The following is a 19091-nucleotide window of genomic DNA, read 5'->3' on the forward strand; positions in this document are numbered from 1 at the left end:
AATAACCGACAACCTTTAAAAAGTTTTACTTTTAATTAAACCCCCAGCAACAAGTCCCAAAAGGAGAGACTGCCAAAAGAAAAACGTCACTCAAGGTAAGCGCGCAGAGCCCTGCGGGCGGCCTTTAGGACATCCTTGGGTGCTACCTTGAACCCCCCTCCCCTCGCAAGGGTCTCACTGCCGCCGCCACCGCCACCGACCTCTGACAGGACAGTTCTCAGAAGGTCGTTCATTGAGAGACCCTCAACTTCCCTGTTCTTGGCGAATATCACGTAGTTCTCGCCGGCCGCCATAACCACAGTGCCGGGGTTCTTGTCAACGAGGTAAACAGCAAAAGCCTGGGCGTCCTTCATCGGAGCATCCTCTATGTACGATACAAGCTTTATCCCGCTGATTTCCTCTGCGTTGTCCAAGAGTGCCCTGGCCTTCCACCTCCAGAGCTCCCTCCTGAGGCCGTCCTTTTCCCCCTCAAGCCTTTCGATTTCCGCCTTGAGCTCCCCCACCCGCTCGATGAGGGGGCGGTTCTTGTTCGGCATCTCATCGAGACTCCGCCAGTAGTCTGCTATAAGCTCATCCAAGTACCTCAAAGCCCTGTTTCCGCAGACGAACTCTACCCGCCAGAGCTTCCTGCTCTTTCTATAAAAGCGGACGACCTTTATGATGCCAACCTCTCCGGTACTTCTCACATGCGTTCCGCCGCAGGGGATGACGTCAACTCCCGGAATGGAGACTATCCTTATGGGCGGCTTCACCTTGTCGGAGAGCTCCTTCCTGAGCTTCTCTTTCAGCTCCTCAGGGAGCTCCTCGTAGACCTCCACCTGAACCGGGAGGTTCCTCCAGACCACCTCGTTCGCCTTCCTCTCGACCTCCAGAATCATGTCCCAGTCCAGCTCGCCCGGGTAGTCTATCTCTATTTTATTGTACCCTTTGAATATCTGAAAGCCGGTCGTGTTAGCGTCGTACAGCTCCTTGAAGACCGCCGAGAGGATGTGCTGGCCGGTGTGCTGGCGCATGTTCTCGTAGCGCCACTCTGCATCGAGGATTAGCCTCACAGGTTCTCCCGGCTCGGGGAGGCGTCCTTCAAGCTTCCCCTCGTGCCATATCTCCTCCTTTCCCCCGACCTTTTCGACGGTTATCCTGAAGCCCTCGCCGGCGATTATCCCCCTGTCGGAAGGCTGGCCACCGCCTTCGGGGTAGAAGATAGTCCTGTCGAGCAGGATTCTCACCTTCTTGTCCCTCTTCTCAACCTTCTCAACCCTCGCGCCGGCCTCCCAGAGGTAGGCATTTTGATAGAACAGCCTTTCCGTCATGTCACCACCGGAAGAAAAAGGGAGGCTGGAAATAAAAGGGTTGTTGCTTCACGAACCCTCCGCCTGGGTTCTGGCCTCGATGAGGGCCTTGACCCTCTTCAGCCGGAAGAAGTTCTCGCGCTCCATCTCGTCGAGGCGCTGCTTGATGAATTTCACCGTCGCCTCCATGCGCGGGATTATGATGTACTCAAGGGCATTAACGCGCCTCTTGGTGACCTCTATTTCCTTCGCGAGCCTCTTGAGGGTCTCCTCCACCTCAGCCAGGCGAACCGCCAGGTCGAGAACCTCCTCGAACTTTTCCGCCGCCAGATCCACCTTTGCCGAGCTGGAAACGAAGGCGTAGCCACGCTCGTTCGTGCTCCTCCTGAAGGACTTCGCCTCGATGAGCGGAACTGGAACGCCCATTACGTTCCTCCTTCTTATCTCGACCTCCCTGTTGGGCTTCACTGAGAGGCCTATCTCCTTGAGGCGCAGGGTTCCGACGTCTATCTCCGCCGCCTGGAGGCTCGCAAAGGCCTCCGCCATCTTCCTGCCCAGCTCCTCACGGAGGCTCAGAGCCTCATCGTATATCGTGAAAAACTCCATGACCAGTGCATCTTGCTTGTCCTTCAGGAGCTTGTGGCCCTTCTTGGCTAACTTAATGCGCCTCTTGAGGTTCAGGAGCTCCATACGGGTGGGCTTGACGTTGAGCAGCTCTGCCATCTCGACCACCTAAGGGTTGAAGGGAGGTCAGTCCTCCCTCTTCCTGTACTTGGGGTGGTACTTGAGGATGTACTCCTTCCTGACACGCTTGAGCTCGCTTTCCGGAAGCTCTGCCAGAAGCTCCCAGCCAAGGTCGAGGGTCTCGAAGATGCTCCTGTCCTCGTCATACCTCTGGGCGACGAACTCCCTCTCAAAGCGGTCCGCGAACTTGAGGTACTTCCTGTCAGTCTCGCTGAGGGCTTCCTCACCGACGACCGCCACGAGGTCTCTCAGGGAGCGTCCCTCGGCGTAGGCGGCGTAGAGCTGCTGGCTGAGCTGCGGGTGGTCCTCCCTGGTCATTCCCTTACCGATACCGTCCTTCATCAGACGGCTGAGGGAGGGGAGGACGTCGATTGGCGGGTAGATGCCCTTCCTGTGGAGCTCCCTGCTGAGGACTATCTGGCCCTCGGTAATGTAGCCGGTAAGGTCGGGAATCGGGTGGGTGATGTCGTCGTCGGGCATCGTCAGGATGGGCACCTGCGTGATGGAACCCTTCCTGCCCCTGACCCTTCCGGCGCGCTCGTAGATGGTAGCCAGGTCGGTGTACATGTAACCCGGATAACCGCGCCTTCCGGGAACCTCCTCACGAGCGGCTGAAATCTCACGTAAAGCTTCGGCATAGTTGGTCATGTCGGTGAGGATAACCAGAACCTGCATGTCGTAGTCGTAGGCGAGGTATTCAGCCACGGTGAGGGCCATACGCGGGGTGATGATGCGCTCGATGGCCGGGTCGTCTGCAAGGTTCAGGAAGAGAACCGCCCTCTCTATTGCACCGGTTTCCTCGAAGCTCTTCTTGAAGAAGTTGGCCTCTTCGTAGGTGATACCCATCGCCGCAAAGACGACGGCGAACTGCTCCTCCTCGCCAAGGACCTTCGCCTGCCTGGCTATCTGGGCCGCGAGCATGTTGTGCGGGAGACCTGAACCGCTGAATATGGGCAGCTTCTGACCGCGGATGAGGGTGTTCATTCCGTCTATCGCGCTCACACCGGTCTGGATGAAGTCCCTCGGGTAGGCCCTCGCGACCGGGTTTAGAGGGGCACCGTGGACATCGCGCCTGTCCTCAGGGATTATATCCGGGCCTCCGTCGATCGGCTTCCCGATACCGTTGAAGACCCTGCCGAGCATGTCCATGCTGACGGGCACCTTGAGGGTCTCACCGGTGAAGCGAACGCGGGTGGTCTTTATGTCGAGATCCCTCGTGCCCTCGAAGACCTGGACGATCGCCATGTCCTGCCTGGCCTCAAGAACCTGCCCCTTTCTCTTCTCGCCGCTCTCGGTCTCAATCTCGACGACCTCACCGTATGCCACACCCTTGACGCCCTGGACGATCATGAGCGGCCCGTAAATCTTGCTAACGGTTGAGTACTCCATTCCCGGCATCGACATCACGCTCCGTACTTCTTAAAGAGCTCCTCAAACTGCTCGTTCGTCTCATCGATGAGCGCCGCGACCTTCTCTATCTCGGGCTCGAACTTCATACGGCCTATCTTCTCCCTGACAGGGAGCTTGGCTATCTCGTCAACGGGGACTCCCCTGTCAACGGCCTCCATGGTCTTCTCGTAGAAGTTGAGGATTACGCGCATCATCGTTACCTGCTTCTTCGGCGGGCAGTAGGTGTCGACCTCGTCGAAGGCATCCTGCTGGAGGTAGTCCTCACGGAGCATCCTCGTAACGATGAGCACCGCCTTCTCCCTGTCCGGCAGGGCGTCCGGACCAACGATCCTGACTATCTCCTGGAGCTCGGCCTCCTTCTGAAGGAGTGCCATTGCCTGGTCGCGCATCTTCCTCCAATCCGGGTCAACGTTCTGCTCCCACCAGCCCTGGATGGCATCGATGTAGAGTGAGTAGCTCCTGAGCCAGTTGATTGCCGGGAAGTGCCTCCTCCTCGCGAGGTCGGCATCGAGCGCCCAGAACACCTTGACGACACGGAGGGTGTTCTGGACGACGGGCTCGCTGAAGTCACCGCCGGGCGGTGAAACGGCACCGATAACAGAGACGCTACCAATCCTCTCGTCGCTTCCGAGGGTAACGACACGGCCGGCACGCTCGTAGAACTCGGCTATCTTGCTCGCGAGGTAGGCCGGGTAACCCTCCTCACCGGGCATCTCCTCAAGACGGCCAGAAATCTCACGGAGCGCCTCGGCCCACCTGGAGGTTGAGTCGGCCATCAGAGCCACGTCGTAGCCCATGTCCCTGAAGTACTCGGCGATGGTGATTCCGGTGTAGATTGACGCCTCACGGGCAGCAACAGGCATGTTCGAGGTGTTTGCTATGAGCACCGTCCTCTCCATGAGCGGCTTCCCTGTTTTCGGGTCCTTGAGCTTGGGGAACTCCTCAAGCACATCCGTCATCTCGTTTCCGCGCTCACCGCAGCCGATGTAGACGACGACCTGTGCGTCGCTCCACTTGGCGAGCTGGTGCTGGGTGACGGTCTTACCCGAACCGAAGGGTCCCGGGATGGCGGCCGTTCCACCCTTGGCCTGGCTGAAGAAGGTGTCTATCGTCCTCTGGCCGGTGATGAGCGGAACCTCGGGCGGAAGCTTCCTCTTGTAGGGCCTCTTGACACGGACGGGCCAGCGGTGGTACATCTTGAGCTCCTCGATGGTTCCGTCGGGCTTCTTGACCTTGGCTATGACCTCTTCGATGGTGTAGTCGCCCTCTTCGACAATCTCGATTACCTCACCCTCGACCCACGGGGGGACGAGAACCCTGTGCTCAATGATGCTGGTCTCGGGGACGACACCGAGGATGTCGCCGCCAGTGACCTTATCTCCAACCTTGACCTTCGGGGTGAAGTGCCACTTCTTGTCCCTCGGCAGGGCGGGGGCGGTGAGACCCCTCGCTATGAAGTCGCCGCTCAGTTCCCTGAGAACCTCAAGCGGCCTCTGAATACCGTCGTACATAGCGGTGAGCAGTCCGGGACCGAGCTCGACGCTCAGTGAAGCGCCGGTTCCTTCAACCGGCTCACCCGGTCTTATGCCTGCGGTCTCCTCATAGACCTGGATAACGGCCTTATCACCCTCAAGGCGGATGATTTCTCCTATGAGTCCCATTTCGCCGACGCGGACGACCTCGTACATCTTCGAGCCCTTCATTCCGTCGGCAACGACGAGCGGACCGGTAACACGAATTATCCTTCCCATTTCCCTTCACCTCTTCAGCTCAACACCAATTGCCCTTCTAACTATCTCCTTGATCGCCTCTTCACCAAGCTTGGAGCCGGACTTGTCCGGCACCTGAAGGATGATTGGAAGGGTAACCTCCGGAAGTTCAACTTTCTGAACGAATCTCTCGGTTATCAGGATTATTCCTATGTCGTCCCTCTCGACGAGCTCCTTCAGCTTGTTCCGGAGCCTCTCCATATCAAGCGGGGTGTCGTCGAAGGAATAAACCTCATGGGCACCGGCCAGCCTGAAGCCGAGCGCGGTGTCCTTATCGCCAAGCACGGCTATCTTCATGCAACATCACCCGCGAGTTGCTTTATCCTCTCGGGGTGAACCCCGTCCTCGATGAGCTTCGCTATGGCCCTGAGCTTCCGCACTTCCCTCTCCTTCTGGAGGATGTAGCTGAGCGGTGCAGCGACGCTGAGCGGGCAGAACCTGTTGAGCTCGTTCATCCTCTCAAGGATGTGCCTCTCAAGGGCCTTTTCAAGGACACTGAGATCCCTTTCGACGTCCTCCCTGACGTCCCTGATGACCTTTCCGTACTTGGTGGAATCAAGCTCAGCTAAAGCCATGCTCAGGTCGTCGACGTGGAGGAGCGGGTCGAGTTTTATGCTTCCCCCAGGAATTATCAGCGGTCTTATCTCCTCCGCGGTCATTCCGGCCGACTTCGCCCTGAGGACTGTAAGTATGTTGGTCTTATCGATCTTAAGCCTGATGAACTCCTCAAGAATGACGCGCTCATCGTCCTTCTTTGAGAGGGCATAGCGAAGGAGCTTTCCGTAGTGCATCCTGTAGAGCTCGGTTTCGAACTCCTGAAGTGATATCTCCCCGAGGAGCAGCCTCTGGTAGGGTTCCTCGTAGGGGGTGCCCTCAAGGATAACAAGTATCTCCTCCATGGTCTTTGCCTCTGCCATGGCCTTGACCTTGGGGAGCATGGGGCCTATTTCCATGACGTAGTCGCCGGCAACTTCGCCCGAGAACTTGGCCTTGACCACGCTGGCTATGTTTCTGACGTCCCACTCCTCAAGCATAAGCCTGAAGAACGGGTTAACCCTCTTCGGGAGGATCTTAATCATCAGCTCGTAGGTTCCGGCAAGGGCCTTTTCCAGGGCCCTCTCTATCTCCTCGATGGTGTAGGTCGAAACGTTGGTGAGGTAGTCCTTGTAGTCGGTGTCCTCCAGGCTGACGACGAAGTTCTGCAACGTTCTGCTCTCGGCCAGCTCGTTGAAGCGCTGCTCGGTGAGGAGCTTCGCCTCCATGGCCTTTATCCTTGCGTTGGGGTATGAATAGGGGGTGTACTTCCACACTATCCTGGCCGTCTTGTATCCCACCCACACAAACACTACAGCCAGCGTCGTGTTGAGGATCCCGCTTACGGCTCCTGCTTCCATTAACCTCACCCGAAGAGAGCCTTGGCTATCTCTGCCCTCAGTTCACTCTCAAACCTCTCTATCCTGGCCTCGAAGGTGTTGTCGACCCTAACAGAGCCGTCGGGGGTCTCAACGATGACGCCGCCTATGGTCGATATCGGCTCACCGAGGCTTATCTCAACGTCCCTTCCGAGCCTTGCCGTGACAGACTTCCTGAACTCCTCCAGCCTGCTCTCAAGCAGCTTCAAGGTCTTCTCGTTGGAGCGGACAAGGCAGGCCTCCCCGCCGAGCTCCTCAAGGGCCTTAACGGTGAGGTCGATGAGCATCGGGAAGTACTCCTCCTCGGAAAGCTCCGCGAGCCTTTCCCTGAGGGCGGTTATTACCTCCTGGATGAGCTCTTCCTGAACCTCAAGGCGCTTCTTTCTGACCTCAAGCCTCGCGTTAGCTATTATGCGCTGCTTTTCCGTTTCCGCCTGGGTCTGGGCCTTCCTGAGTATCCACTCGGCCCTCGCTTCGGCCCTCTTTCTCGCCTCTTCCTTAATCCTCTCCGCCTCCTTCTGGGCCTCGCTGAGTATGTACTGTATCTTCTGCTCCGCTTCCCTGTTTATCTCCTGAATGATCAGCTCTGCTCCATCCATCTTCCTTCCTCCCCGTTGCCATAAAGAAAGTTTGTGGGAGTCAGAAGCCGACTCCGGTAACTATCATGATCAGAGCGCCGACGAGACCGAAGATTGCCATGGTCTCCGCCATAGCGGAGAATATGATTCCCTGGGTGAAGGTCTTCGGGTTCTTGGCGACGGCACCAATGCTGGCGCTGGCGATGATTCCCTGCGGTATTGCCGAGAGGCCGGTAAGGCCAACGGTCAATCCTGCACCGAGGAGGATGGCGCTCTTAACGATGTTGTCCATGTTGGTCGGGTCGGTGAACTTGAAGCCGCCACCGAGGATTCCGGAGACCATCAGGATGAGGAACAGGGTAATGAGGCCATATATACTCTGGGTCATTGGCAGACCCTCAAGGATGAGGGCGTTCTTAAAGTTCCTCTCATCCTCGGCGACGACTCCGGCCGCTGCGGCACCGGCTATACCGACACCAAAGGCCGAAGCTGCTCCAGCTATTCCTGCGGCAAGGGCCGCACCGAGGGATACGTAAACTATCGGATCCATCTTTCATGCACCTCCTTAAGCTTCAAACTCCAACTCAGATACTTCTCTTTTTGCCCTGAAGGGCTGGAAGGGTTTACCTTCACCTGAGTAAAACGTGCCGAAAAATTCAACGTACTGAAGACGGAGCGAGTGAACGAACGCTCCGAGGGCGTTGATGGCGACCGAAAACAGCTGGCCGCCGGCAAACAGTATGATTCCAATGACTATGCCTATGGGAACGGGGCCGATGCTTACGCCCCAGACCATCTGGGTAAGTATGTTCACAACCATCGCGATTCCCGCGGTCGCCAAAGCGAGTGCCATGAGCCTTGCGTAGCTGAGCCAGCTGCCCACGAAGCCGAAGAAGTCGGAGATGACCAGGAGAGCCGCCAGTGCACCGTTCTTGAGCTCGCTGAGTATGAACAGCACCAGACCAGCGCCGAAGAGCACCTTGCCTGGCATGCTCAGCCCCGGATCCCTGCTCGCCAGGAACAGGAAGGTTAGTCCGAGTATTATGAGCATCCACGAGAGCTGGTCGAGTACAGCATCCTTTATCTCGCCGTTCCTGAGCTTGACTATGAAGCCGACGGTGTAGCCGGTGAAGAGGTGGGCTATGCCTATGGCCAGAGCCAACTGGAGCACCACGAGGGCATCCTGGAAGGTGTCCCAGACGCGCGGGACAGTGAGCCCTGCGAGGTCAAGGGCGTTGCCGAAGTAGCTGCCGAAGATAACGCCCATCGCCATGGTGAAGAAGGAGCTTATCAGCAGGGTGTAGGCGAACTTGTAGGTGCCGTCGTTGAACTTCCTGTGTCCCTTGACGAGGAGCGCGGCTATTATCGCTATTATGAGGCCATACATAAAGTCGGTGAGCATGAAGCCGAAGAAGAAGGAATAGGTGAACGTTATTATCGGGGTGGGGTCTATCTCGTTGTACTTTGGAACGCCGTACATCTCGGTGAGCATCTCGAAGGGCCTGGCCCAGCCGGGGTTCTTGAGCTTTATTGGAATCTCATCAAGCTCCTCCTCGGTTGGCTCCCTGATGTTGATGTAGGCCGTACCGTTGGTCACCCTCTTGATGCCGTCCAGAACCCCCGGAACGTCGCTCCTGGGAAGCCAGCCGGTCAAGGCGAAGGTCATGTTCGTTCTGGCGAGCATCGGCAGTACAGTTGACTTGTCGCGCTCGTTCTCCATAAGCTCTTGGTAGAAGACAACGTCCTCGTAGTACCTCTCAGCCAGCATCTCCGCGTCCTTCTTGGCGCTCTCAAGCTCCTCCTCCTTGGCGCGGAGCTTCTCCTCATAGACGGCTATGAGCTCCCTCGGCGTTCCCTCCCCCTCGGGAACCTCAAGCCTCTCAAGGGAGTACTTGGCCAGGATTGGGTTTGCCCTGTCGTAATCGGCCTTGAGGAAGACGAATACCGCCAAAACCTTGTCCTTCAGTTCCTTTGAAACTATAACTGCCCTCTTCTCCGTGGCCTCTGTGACCTCATCAATGAGGGGCTTAAACCTGTTCCTGTCAACGGTTCCAACGACGATTTCGAGCATATCGGTTGATTTGAGGTATGACACGTCGATGTTGAGAACCGAGAGAAGCTCCAGTATCGCTATGTCGCCCTTTATCCTCTCTATCTCCGTCTGGGTGGCGGTTATCTTGCCCTCAACGGCCTTTATCTCAGGCTCAACCGTGGACAGAAAGCGCTCAACGTCCTTTATGAGCCTCTCTATCCCCTCGTACCTGTACCTCTTTCTCTCCTTCTCCTTCGGGAATATGAACTCCTTGATGCCTCCTGCCGTGGACTTTCTGTAGGCCTTAAGAAAGTCAGCGAGCCTCGAAATGGTTATGCTGTACGAAGCGGCCTTTCTGTGGTACTCGTTTGGGGAGTCCTTCTGTGCAATCTTGACGTCGAGCTCCCTTATCTCCACCACGCCGTTCTCGTGGAGGTACGTCAGGAGACTGTCCTTGTACCGGTTAAGGGTGATGACCTCTATCTTGACCATCTCTTCAGGCTTGAACATCTCAGCTCCCTCTCACGAGCGCTATTCCCGCGGAGATGGCCTTCTCGAAGTTGTTGGTGGCTTTTACCTTGAGCTCCTCAATTTCGGAATCTCCCGCCTCCAGTATCTTCCTCGCTTCCTGCTCCCCCTCAAGGCGGGCTTTTTCAATGAGGGATTCTGCGTTCTTCTCGGCCTCCTCAACTATGCTCCTTTCGAGAAGTTTGGCCTCCTCACGGGCCTTGAGGACTATCTCCTTGGCTTCCTCCTTGGCCCTCTCGATCCTCTCTTCAGCCTGTTTCTCTGCGTCAACAATCTGCTTGATGACGTCCTCCATGATTAGCCCCCCAATGACACCGAAAACAGGTGATCCTCACGCCACCTTTGGCTTCCCTAATCGGTTTAAATAGTTTTTGGCCTGTGAACAGTGGATATGACGAGGAAGGAACAAAAATGAACATGAAAGTTGAAAAAAATGTCATATTAACTTTCATTGTTGGGTTTTTTCTTCTCCAAAAGCCTCTTCACGTCGTCGAGAACACTATTCTTGGCGAAGATTATGACCTGTCCCCTCTCCGGAAGCTTGGTATCGCCCGATGGGATTAGCAGGTTGCCCTTGTCGTCGTAAACCGCCACCATTAGCGCGTCCCTCGGCAGCTTCAGATCCTTGACCAGCTTGCCCGCTATCTCACTGTCCCCGTTGATGTTGAAGCGAACTATCTCAGCGCCTTCCTTCGGGAACAAAACGCGGTCGAAGCCCGGCGTGACTATGTTCCTGCTGATGTACTCGGCGGCTATTTCCTCCGGCGAGATCACGAAGTCGAAGTACCGCTTGAGGTCGGTGACCTCCTCGAATATGCGCCTGTTTTGAGGGTTGCTTATTCTGAGCGACGTCTTTATCTTTGGGTTGAGGTGCTTCGCCAGTATGCAGGCAAGCAGATTGGCGTCGTCCTTGCCCGTCAAGGCTGCAAAGGCATCCGCCTGCTTTATGTTGGCCTCTTCCAGCGTTTTCGGATCGGTCGCATCGCCCTCGATGACCAGACCATTGATGAGGAGGGAGAGCTCCTTGGCGCGCTCCTTGTTCATCTCTATTATCGTTACGTCGTGTCCCTCCTCCTCAAGCATCTTGGCGACCAGGAAGCCGACCCTTCCGGCACCCATTATCACGACGAACATCAGTCCTCACCGAGGAGGTATTTGGCTATTTCAGCGTAGGCCGGTCTGGTTATCAGGATTCCGATGAGCACTCCGAGTATCGTCGTGAAGGCGAAGCCCTTGAGCGTTCCGACGAAGTAGACCAGCAGGAAGCTCATGGCCGCTATCGTCGTTGCCGCCGAGGCGAAGATGACGAAGAACGCCCTCCCCATTCTCTTGAGCATGCTTGAGCGCCTGCTTATCCTCGTGGCCTTCTCCCCTCCGAGGAGTTCATCGGTTATGACTATCTGCTGGTCGACACCAGTACCTATGGCCGCGATGATACCGGCGATACTGGGCAGGTCGAGGTTCCACTTGATCAGAGCCGCGAAGCCCAGGATGATTATCGCCTCAAAGAGGCTGGTCGAGGCGACCGGTATGGCTATCTTCCACTTCCTGTAGTGGAAGTAGACGATGAGCAGGACGGTTATGAGCGCACCTATGCCCGCGTAGAGGGCCTGGGTCCTGAAGCCCTCACCGAGCCTCGGAGATATGAACTCCATTCCCACGACGCTGAGCTTGACGGGAAGCGAACCGCTCTTAAGAACGGTGTATATGGTGCTCGCCTCCTGCTCGGCCGTGAGCCTGTCGGGGGCGCTTCCGGTTATCTGAACGTCCTGCTGTGGCTGTCCAACGGTCAAGCCCTCGCCGAGGGAGTACGGGCCGTAAAGGCCAAGAACCCTGACTATGAGCGCGTGGTCGCTCTCGCCCTGGGCCCTCGGAACGTACCTTACCGTGAGGTTCATTCCCTCAAGCTGGGTCTGAAGCTCCTGCGGGACGTCAACGAGAACGATCTTGTCCTTGCCCTGGGCAAGCTTGGCTATCTCGTCGGCGCTCTGGTTGGCGTAGGCGACGACGCTTATGTTGAAGGCCTTGGTGACCCTCTCCAGAAGCGTCGGTGCCTCCGGGGCCTCGGCGTTGAACTCCGAGCTGTTCATAGCCTTGTAAACGCTCTCGGGAACGACCATCAGGGAGTTGACCGGTGGGTCAAGGAACATGTCAACCGGCCAGCCGGCCTTACCCTTGGCAAGCTCGGCGAACTTCTCGGCGGCGGCCTTGGAGATCCTGAAGGGAACACTCCAGCTGTTGTCGGGATTTATCTTGTAGATGCCAACGTACTCAACGTCGTTGCCAGTTCCAAAGATTGTGCCCGCAAACTCCATGTAGAAGACACCCTGGCTTTCGATGACGCTCTTTATCTGATTCGCCTCCTCCGGGGAGGTAACGTTGGCAACTTTAATGAGGACTATCTGGTCTCCCTGGGCCTCAACGGTTATGTCCCTAAGGCCGAGGGTGTTAAGCCTCTTCTGCAGTGAATCAACGACGAGCTGCATGGTCTTTGTGTCGACGGGGTGTTCTGTCTGGGCAACGAGCGCAACACCGCCGCTTATGTCAATACCAAAGGTGAGAGGCCTGAGGGCAAGGGTCGCTATCGAGCCTATGAGGAAGAGCGTGAGCAGGATTATCCTCCAGTTTAGAAGGAGCTTTTTGGTTCTTCTCTTCATGCCTTACCACCCCTGGTAGCTTCCCTGGTGAGGTACCACCTGAGCACGCCCGCGTTGAGAACCCACGTGTTCATGAAGTCGGCGAGCAGACCGAAGATGAGGACTATGGCGATGTTGTCTATGGTCTGTGAGGTCGAGATTATCCAGAGGATCAGCAGGGCACCGAGCGTCGTGGTGCTCATGGTGAAGCCCGTCGAAACGGCCGAGAGGTAGGCTTTGTCTATTGAGTCCTCCTTTCTCCTGAGGAGCTTGGTCGTCAGGAGTATGTTGCTGTCGACGGTGTAACCTATGAGCATTAGCAGGGCCGCTATCGTGGCGGTGGTGAGCTCGATTCCGAAGATGCCCATCAGGGCAACGGCTATCGTCATGTCAGAGAGTGCGGAGAATATTATCGTGAGGGACGGCACCAGGTTCCTGAAGAACAGGAAGACCACGACAGCCATGGCGAGGAATGCAAACACCAGCGCCCTTATCCCCTGCTGCTGGGCTATCTCTCCAAAGGTCGGCTGCACCTCACTGTGAGTGTATTCAGCGTCCGGATATCTCTCCTTCATGACGTCGATTATTTTGAGCGGGTCGGTGCCTATGGGAGCGTACACCCTGACACCGCTGGTTTCGACACCGGTGAAGCTCTCGACCCTAACCTCCACGCCGATTTTATCGCTTATGTACTTGGCCAGTTCATCGGGATTCGCGTTAACCCCGTAGGCGGTAACCACGACACCGCCCCGGAGGTCTATCCCCAGCGTTGGAAAGTTGACCGCGAGAAGTATCAGGGCTATCACGAAGACCGCGAGCGGGTACATTATCATCTTCCTGTATTCCATCCTTGCGAGGAAGCTCAGCTTTTCCTGTTTCTTCGCCCTCACGGCATCCCCTGCCGTGGGCTTTGCCTTTGATTTAGGCTTCGACATACCTTCACCCCTTCGTGAGTTTTAGTAAACTTGTCGTTAGTTGGAGGTACGAGTTTTAAAATTAGTGGTTCACGCCTAAAAAAGGTCACCGGTGAGCAGGATTAAACTGGGCGCAGAAGGGGCTTAACCCATGAAAGAGCCTTCAAATCGGAATTGTGGAGAATCCTCCACGAGCTTTTGGAAAATTTTCATAACGGGAAGGACACCACCGCTCAATAAATTCCAGACCAATTCAGAGCAGTTCAACACCAAAACGGCCCGTTCACAGTTCCCCGCTTTGGGGCTTAACTTTAAAAAGGGTTCGTAATAGGAGCAACAAGAGGTGAGAGCCATGGCTGAGATAGAGACGATCGGGTTCCATTACGTTGTTGAGGCCGCCGGTTGCGATCCCGAAATCCTCGGTAACGCTGACAGGATAAGAGAAATATTCCTGGAAGCAGCCAAGGTCGGTAAAATGGAGGTCAAAGCGAGCTATTTCTTCAAGTTCTCCCCCACCGGCGTCAGCGGAATGGTCATCGTCGCCGAGAGCCACATCTCGATACACACCTGGCCGGAGAAGGGCTACGCGGCTTTGGACGTCTACACCTGCGGAACCACCGCAGATCCTGAGAAGGCTGTCGACTACATCCTCGACAAGCTCCGCGCCCAGTACGCCCACGTTTCCGAGATAAAGCGCGGGATAGAGGAGGAAGACGAGACATTCACCCACATGATACTCACGTGGGAGGAGAAACTCGAAAGGAAGAACAACGAGAATGACTGAAGCAGGATTCTTTCTCTTATACCTCCTTTGCCCGATTAGCGTTTTCTCCTTATGAACTCTCCAACATCGGTAACGTTCAGAATGAACTTCCTCTTGCTCTCCGGGTTTATCCTGCCTATGCCAAGGATAACACCGTTTTCGTCGTAGACCACCAGCTTCTTCGTACCCTGCCAGATGTATCTCCTCACACCGCTCCTCGGGACATCCTTTCCCGTCGTGAAGAGGAATCCCGCCTTTGGACTGAGAACAGCGTAGTTCCTCTCAACCCTCACGAAGTAGAAGAACTCCACGTTGGGATAGAACTTCTCCACGAGGTTTTTATCGACCTTTATCGTGCCGATGAAGGTTCCGTAGGCGTAGGGCTTAACCTTCATTCGCTCAATCTCCCGCCACAGACTCTCGTTCACGGCGTAAACGTCGCGGAACTTTCCCTCGACGACGGCAAAAAAATGATGCCTGAGCTCGCCGTACTTCTCGGCCTCGCGGAGGATTAAATCGTACTCCCACGATGAAGCACGGCGATACCTGAGTTCCCCCACCATTTCACGCACCGTCACTAGTTTCACGGCGGGCTTAAAAGGTTAGCCCGTTGCGTTGGTGGCGTTGGGGGGCACTTCAACAGGATGACCCGCGATCACCGTGGCGTTCTCGGGCATGCCCCCGACCATGCGAGTGTGGACGTAGTAATCCACCGCGACCCATTCGGAAAGGAGGATGCTTATCAGGGCGGAGACGCCAAGAAGAGCCATTACCACCGCGGCGGCCGCCTCGGGAATCCTTTCCTCCACCAGCCAGAGGGCTATGATTCCACAGAGAGATGCGGCAAACCACACACCGAAGGCAACGAATAACAGGGGCGTCTCCGCATCTGAGAGGAACCTCACAATGACCAATGCCGCACCGACCATGCCGACTGTGAAGTAAACCGTCCCGAAGAGCCTGCCCCGTTCCGGCCTGGGTGAGATTCCAAGGTAGTAAAGGGAGATAAAGGCCGTTAAAAAGTAGCAGAGGATGAAAAGCTTGAGGCTCCACGCCAGCTCAGGGTAAAAGAACTCGGGAAGCATTTTGGAGAGCATTATGGCAGGAATCCCGTAGAACACAAGGTTGAGCACTGCCTGTACGAGGAAAGAGCCGAGGAGCAGTATGAGCCTCCAGTCCTTCATGTTTCAAGGTAGTCACTGGGTACATATTTACCTTTCGAGTCTGTCCATGAGCTCTGCGAGACCCTCCATGTCAGTTTTCTCAAACTCCCTCTCGAATTCAAGACCGAGCCGCGCAATCTCCTCAGGGGTTATGCGGATCTCGGGTTCCTCCGGGTTTATACCCGGACAGGAGGCATCGTAGTACAGCCAGAGCTCTTCCCCCTCATACTCGAAGGGCCTCTCGCCCTCAATCCCAAGAGGTTTACGCGACACCATGAAAGGGTAGATCCGGCAGATTATCGGATTGACTCTGTGAATTCTGCATTTTCCGGTTTCCGGGTCATGGAAGACGCAGCCCAGATCCCACTCCCTGACCGCGAGAACGAAGCGGATTTTATCCCCCTCTATTGAGAAGGTGATGAACTCCTGTGGGTCGTGGCCGGCCTTTGCTATTCCCTCTATGTCCCTCAGCGTCAGATACACGTGCCTCCCCCTGCAGCAGTCGAGGCAATAGAGGCACCTGAAGGACACCGGCTCAATGAAGGGTCTCGGTTCGAACCTCATGGAATCTCATCTATGGGACCGGTTAAAAACGCATCGGAATATTTTCGAAAACCATGCCACGGAGGTTTCTGAGGTTCAGAACGGCGGGCTGGTCATATTCTCCGGCGTCATAGACTTCTTCATCGACGCTATGATACTGGCCAACTGGCCTGAGTGGAGTCCGCGGGTCAGAGGAATCTTTGTAGCCGTTGAGCTTATAGCCGCGGGCGCCAGTTTCATCGTTATGTCGCTCGGCGCAGGGTCAATGAAAAAGAGGCAGAGGCCGGGCTTTAATGCCCTCTAACTTTTTCCGTAGGCGACTTTGAAGGCCCCCCAGTCGGTTTCTCCACCGTAGGTCACCGTGAAGTTGACCAGCTCGTACTTCTCAGGCTTTCCATCGGGCTTGTAGAAGATCAGGTGATAACCGGGCTCCACGTACCAGTAGAAGGCCGAAGTTACCACGAAGAAGTACTTGGAGATCGACAGCTTCCTTACGCACTTCTCGCTCACGATGAACTTCTGCCCGTCCCAGAAGGCAACGTCCGCACACCATCCCGGCGTCTGAATCTCCAGGAACACTGAGTCCCCGTAGTCCTCGCTGCCCTTCAGTATGAGGTGATTCTGCATGTCCACAGCGTTCTCCCAGGTGTAGTTGCCCAGTGTTATGTTATCAAGCAGAAGAATCTGTCCCTTCGGGGCGGCAACGCCGTAGGGCACGGTTTTGTGTGTGAGGAGCGGGTAGTAGACTATCCTGAAGATGAGGATACCAAAAATGAGGACTATGAAGAGAACCTTGAGCCGAAACGCCGTCTCATAAGAAATCCGCATGGAATCACCTCACGACCTTTCAAGGGAGACTTTGAAGGCCCCCCAGTCGGTTTCCCCACCGTAGGTCACCGTGAAGTTGACCAGCTCGTAGTTCTGAACCGAACCCTCCTTGTGGAAGACTATAACGTAGCCGGTTTCAAGATACCAGTAGAGTATCTCATTTGCCTCGTGGGTGGGAATCCTCTTGAAGGCATACTGGCTCAGCTGAACCTCCCTGGCGCAGTCGTACTTCTGCCCCCAGCCTTTCGATGAGCCTCCCCACACCCAGACGTCGATGCACCATCCGGGAGTTGTCATCCTCATTGTCAGTGTGTCCCCGGCGTCGTCGTTGCCCTTGAGCACGAGTATGTTGTTCTGGGACGTTACCGGGACGGCGTTGGTGTAGTTCACGGAACCGATGGTGAAGTTCTGGGCAAGAACGATCTGCCCCTTGGGCGCCGCAACCCCCCAGGGGTTGATCTGATGGCTCAGCAGGGGGTAATAAACTATCATGAAGATGGCGATGCCAAATATGAGAGCCAGGATGAGAACCTTGGCCCGGAAGCTTGTCTCGTAGGATATTCGCGGCTTACGGCTTTTGCCCATTCAGGCCACCTCAGCCCATAGTTGTTCATCAGTGTTTAAAAGTTTTACTGACGAGAAAAGGTTTTTCCAACGAACCGGGTGGGGAAATAAACCAAAGCCGAGGAAGAATAAAATACCCCTCACGTGTTTAAGTGGCCGTCGAAGTGCCCGCGGATTTCGAAGTCAGCGTAGCCCCTGTCGAGCCTCTTCGCCACGTACGGCCCGTTCTTCTGGTAGCCGAACTTCCGGTAGTAGTTCCTAACGCCGACGCCGCTGATGACCAGCATCTTCTTCACGTCGAACTCCTCCCTCGCTATCCTCTCGGCCTCGGCAAGCAGTTCCCTTCCGTAGCCCCTGTGCTGCCACTCGTAGCGGGGCTTTCCGCCGATGGGAACGAGCGGGCCGTAAATGTGGAGCTCCCTGACTATGGCCGAAGGGCAGCAGTTTATCTCCTTCCTGTGGGCCTTCTCGCTCGGAATCCTGAGGCGGAGGAAGCCGATCAGGATGTCGTTCCGGGTATCTTCAAAGCTCAGGAATATTTCTCTGCCGCCGGCGGCCTCGTAGTCCTCGCGGAGGAGCTTTATGTGCTCGGTCTCCGGCTCTATCCCGAACTTCTCCATCATGTGCCCGACTTCCCTAAACCTTATCTCCCTGGGCCTTATCCCGCGCTTCACGAGTTCGTTGAAGACGAGCTGGCCCAGATTGGAGTGCCTGACGCCGTCAACGATGAGCTGAACGGGTATGTCGCGCTGGATTCTCATCACGCGAACCCACTTCGGGAAGAGCCTGTAGGCCTCGACGAGGAGCTCCACCGCTTCCTCCGTACGGTAGGGGCGGTACCTGCCCTCCTTCCACTGACGATAGAGCGGCGCGTCTGCCGTAACAAGCGTTGGATATATCTTCAGCATGTCCGGCCTGAAGCGGGAGTCCTCGAAGATCGCCCGGAAGGTATACAGATCCCTCTCAAAGTTGCTCCCGGGAAGGCCTGGCATTATGTGGTAGTTGATTTTGAGACCGGCATCGCGGAGGAGCTGGGTCGCCCTGACTATCTCCTCGACGCCGTGCCCGCGCTTGGTTCTCTCGTGGATGAAGTTGAATATGGTCTGCACTCCAAGCTCGACCCTCGTGGTCCCGAGCTTCAGCATCCTGTCTATGTGCCTCTCAAAGGCCCAGTCCGGGCGAGTCTCAATCGTCAAGCCGACCATCCGGACCCTGGCCCTCTCGTTCTTCCTCTGCTCGTCTTCAAGGTAGTAGTAGGGCCTTGAGTGGGTCTTCTCCCAGGCCTCCCTGAACTCCGGATCCTCATCAAAGACGGACTCATCTCTGTGGAGTATCAGCCGTACGAGCTTCTCCTCAAGGTTTTCGATGTCTTTGAAGTGCGGGAAGTCGTTCATGGCCTTGAAGGCACACTTGACGAACCACTCCTGGTAGTCCAGGTCAACCGCCGGAAAGGTGCCGCCCTGGATTATGACCTCCACCTTGTCCACGTCGTGCCCTATGTCCGTGAGCTGTTTGAGGCGGCGCATCATGATTATGTAGGGGTGGTAGGCGCTCTGGACGGCACGAAGGGCGGAAGGTTCTTTCCCCGTGTAGCTCTGAGGGGAGCCGACGCTCGGGCCCCCTGGACAGTAGATGCAGCGGCCGTGCGGGCACGGGAAGGGCTTTGTCATCATGGCGACCACAGCGACGCCGCTTATCGTTCTCGTCGGCTTTCTCCTGAGCAGATCCCTGAACTCATCCCGCCTGTCCTCCGGGATGGCCTTGAGGATGTCCGAGTTACCGGGAATCCTTGAGAGATGATACTTCCTGGATACGGCTATCTTGTACCTGTTGAGCTCCTCACGGCTCTTTATCTCGCCGTTCATGACGGCCCTCGCGAGTTCTTCAACGGCCTTCCTAAACTCACCATCACCCATCC

At 56.1% G+C, this 19091-nt stretch carries 21 protein-coding genes; 2 read left to right on the top strand and 19 right to left on the bottom strand.

Annotation, left to right across the window (positions count from 1 at the left end):
* Positions 1-86 precede the first annotated feature (86 nt).
* The 13 genes from F7C11_RS03800 to F7C11_RS03860 all read right to left on the bottom strand — a co-directional run bounded on the left by F7C11_RS03800 (position 87) and on the right by F7C11_RS03860 (position 13333).
* Positions 87-1310 carry a DHHA1 domain-containing protein gene (locus F7C11_RS03800; RefSeq protein ID WP_297091125.1) on the bottom strand — a complete coding sequence of 408 codons (1224 nt, stop codon included), beginning with the start codon at positions 1308-1310 and terminating at the stop codon, positions 87-89.
* Positions 1311-1358: 48 nt separating this feature from the next.
* On the bottom strand, positions 1359-2012 hold the full coding sequence (locus F7C11_RS03805; protein ID WP_297091127.1) for a V-type ATP synthase subunit D: 654 nt from the start codon (positions 2010-2012) through the stop codon (positions 1359-1361).
* Positions 2013-2039: 27 nt separating this feature from the next.
* Positions 2040-3431, bottom strand: coding sequence for an ATP synthase subunit B (locus tag F7C11_RS03810; protein ID WP_297091186.1), 1392 nt, complete (start codon positions 3429-3431; stop codon positions 2040-2042).
* Between the two features lie 5 nt (positions 3432-3436).
* Positions 3437-5194, bottom strand: a complete 1758-nt coding sequence (locus tag F7C11_RS03815; RefSeq protein WP_297091129.1) for an ATP synthase subunit A — start codon at positions 5192-5194, stop codon at positions 3437-3439.
* A 6-nt stretch (positions 5195-5200) separates the two neighbouring features.
* Entirely contained in the window at positions 5201-5509 is a 309-nt protein-coding gene (locus tag F7C11_RS03820) for a V-type ATP synthase subunit F (protein ID WP_297091131.1), read from the bottom strand.
* Complete coding sequence (locus tag F7C11_RS03825; RefSeq protein WP_297091133.1) at positions 5506-6606, bottom strand: V-type ATP synthase subunit C; 1101 nt, start codon at positions 6604-6606, stop codon at positions 5506-5508. Before F7C11_RS03825 ends, F7C11_RS03820 begins: the two co-directional genes overlap by 4 nt.
* 5 nt (positions 6607-6611) lie before the next feature.
* Positions 6612-7223, bottom strand: a complete 612-nt coding sequence (locus F7C11_RS03830) for a V-type ATP synthase subunit E (protein ID WP_297091135.1) — start codon at positions 7221-7223, stop codon at positions 6612-6614.
* A gap of 40 nt (positions 7224-7263) precedes the next feature.
* On the bottom strand, positions 7264-7752 hold the full coding sequence (locus F7C11_RS03835; RefSeq protein ID WP_088181426.1) for a V-type ATP synthase subunit K: 489 nt from the start codon (positions 7750-7752) through the stop codon (positions 7264-7266).
* Between the two features lie 15 nt (positions 7753-7767).
* Complete coding sequence (locus tag F7C11_RS03840) at positions 7768-9744, bottom strand: V-type ATP synthase subunit I (protein WP_297091139.1); 1977 nt, start codon at positions 9742-9744, stop codon at positions 7768-7770.
* Position 9745: 1 nt separating this feature from the next.
* Positions 9746-10057, bottom strand: coding sequence for a V-type ATP synthase subunit H (locus F7C11_RS03845; RefSeq protein WP_297091141.1), 312 nt, complete (start codon positions 10055-10057; stop codon positions 9746-9748).
* A 146-nt stretch (positions 10058-10203) separates the two neighbouring features.
* Complete coding sequence (locus tag F7C11_RS03850) at positions 10204-10896, bottom strand: TrkA family potassium uptake protein (RefSeq protein WP_297091143.1); 693 nt, start codon at positions 10894-10896, stop codon at positions 10204-10206.
* On the bottom strand, positions 10896-12419 hold the full coding sequence (locus F7C11_RS03855) for a preprotein translocase subunit SecD (RefSeq protein ID WP_297091145.1): 1524 nt from the start codon (positions 12417-12419) through the stop codon (positions 10896-10898). The genes F7C11_RS03850 and F7C11_RS03855 overlap by 1 nt, the downstream gene beginning before the upstream one ends.
* Positions 12416-13333, bottom strand: coding sequence for a protein translocase subunit SecF (locus F7C11_RS03860; protein WP_297091147.1), 918 nt, complete (start codon positions 13331-13333; stop codon positions 12416-12418). Before F7C11_RS03860 ends, F7C11_RS03855 begins: the two co-directional genes overlap by 4 nt.
* Before the next feature lie 331 nt (positions 13334-13664).
* On the opposite strand from F7C11_RS03860, the gene speD reads away from it, so the two are divergent.
* Positions 13665-14096, top strand: a complete 432-nt coding sequence (speD, locus tag F7C11_RS03865; RefSeq protein ID WP_297091149.1) for an adenosylmethionine decarboxylase — start codon at positions 13665-13667, stop codon at positions 14094-14096.
* Positions 14097-14131: 35 nt separating this feature from the next.
* Here the strand turns inward: speD and F7C11_RS03870 are convergent, their stop codons facing one another.
* From F7C11_RS03870 to F7C11_RS03880, 3 genes are read right to left on the bottom strand one after another with little or no spacing between them, the layout of a single operon-like run.
* A complete protein-coding gene (locus F7C11_RS03870; protein WP_297091188.1) occupies positions 14132-14638 on the bottom strand; it encodes a PUA domain-containing protein in 507 nt (168 codons plus the stop codon).
* A 39-nt stretch (positions 14639-14677) separates the two neighbouring features.
* The gene (locus F7C11_RS03875) at positions 14678-15259 is read right to left on the bottom strand and encodes a hypothetical protein (RefSeq protein ID WP_297091151.1); all 582 of its coding nucleotides are present in this window, start codon (positions 15257-15259) and stop codon (positions 14678-14680) included.
* A 27-nt stretch (positions 15260-15286) separates the two neighbouring features.
* Positions 15287-15802: a YkgJ family cysteine cluster protein gene (locus F7C11_RS03880; RefSeq protein ID WP_297091153.1), complete on the bottom strand. Its 516-nt coding sequence runs from the start codon at positions 15800-15802 to the stop codon at positions 15287-15289.
* Here F7C11_RS03880 and F7C11_RS03885 point away from each other — a divergent pair.
* Positions 15801-16085, top strand: coding sequence for a hypothetical protein (locus F7C11_RS03885; protein ID WP_297091155.1), 285 nt, complete (start codon positions 15801-15803; stop codon positions 16083-16085). The two genes, F7C11_RS03880 and F7C11_RS03885, sit on opposite strands and share 2 nt — an antisense overlap.
* Here F7C11_RS03885 and F7C11_RS03890 read toward each other — a convergent pair.
* The 3 genes from F7C11_RS03890 to F7C11_RS03900 form a co-directional block, all read right to left on the bottom strand.
* Complete coding sequence (locus tag F7C11_RS03890) at positions 16082-16609, bottom strand: hypothetical protein (protein ID WP_297091157.1); 528 nt, start codon at positions 16607-16609, stop codon at positions 16082-16084. The genes F7C11_RS03885 and F7C11_RS03890 overlap by 4 nt on opposite strands.
* A 9-nt stretch (positions 16610-16618) precedes the next feature.
* The gene (locus F7C11_RS03895; protein WP_297091159.1) at positions 16619-17194 is read right to left on the bottom strand and encodes a hypothetical protein; all 576 of its coding nucleotides are present in this window, start codon (positions 17192-17194) and stop codon (positions 16619-16621) included.
* 119 nt (positions 17195-17313) lie between these two features.
* Positions 17314-19089, bottom strand: a complete 1776-nt coding sequence (locus F7C11_RS03900) for a tRNA uridine(34) 5-carboxymethylaminomethyl modification radical SAM/GNAT enzyme Elp3 (RefSeq protein ID WP_297091161.1) — start codon at positions 19087-19089, stop codon at positions 17314-17316.
* Positions 19090-19091: the final 2 nt, after the last annotated feature.

This window comes from Thermococcus sp., from assembly GCF_015521605.1.
In the GTDB taxonomy this organism is placed as follows: domain Archaea; phylum Methanobacteriota_B; class Thermococci; order Thermococcales; family Thermococcaceae; genus Thermococcus.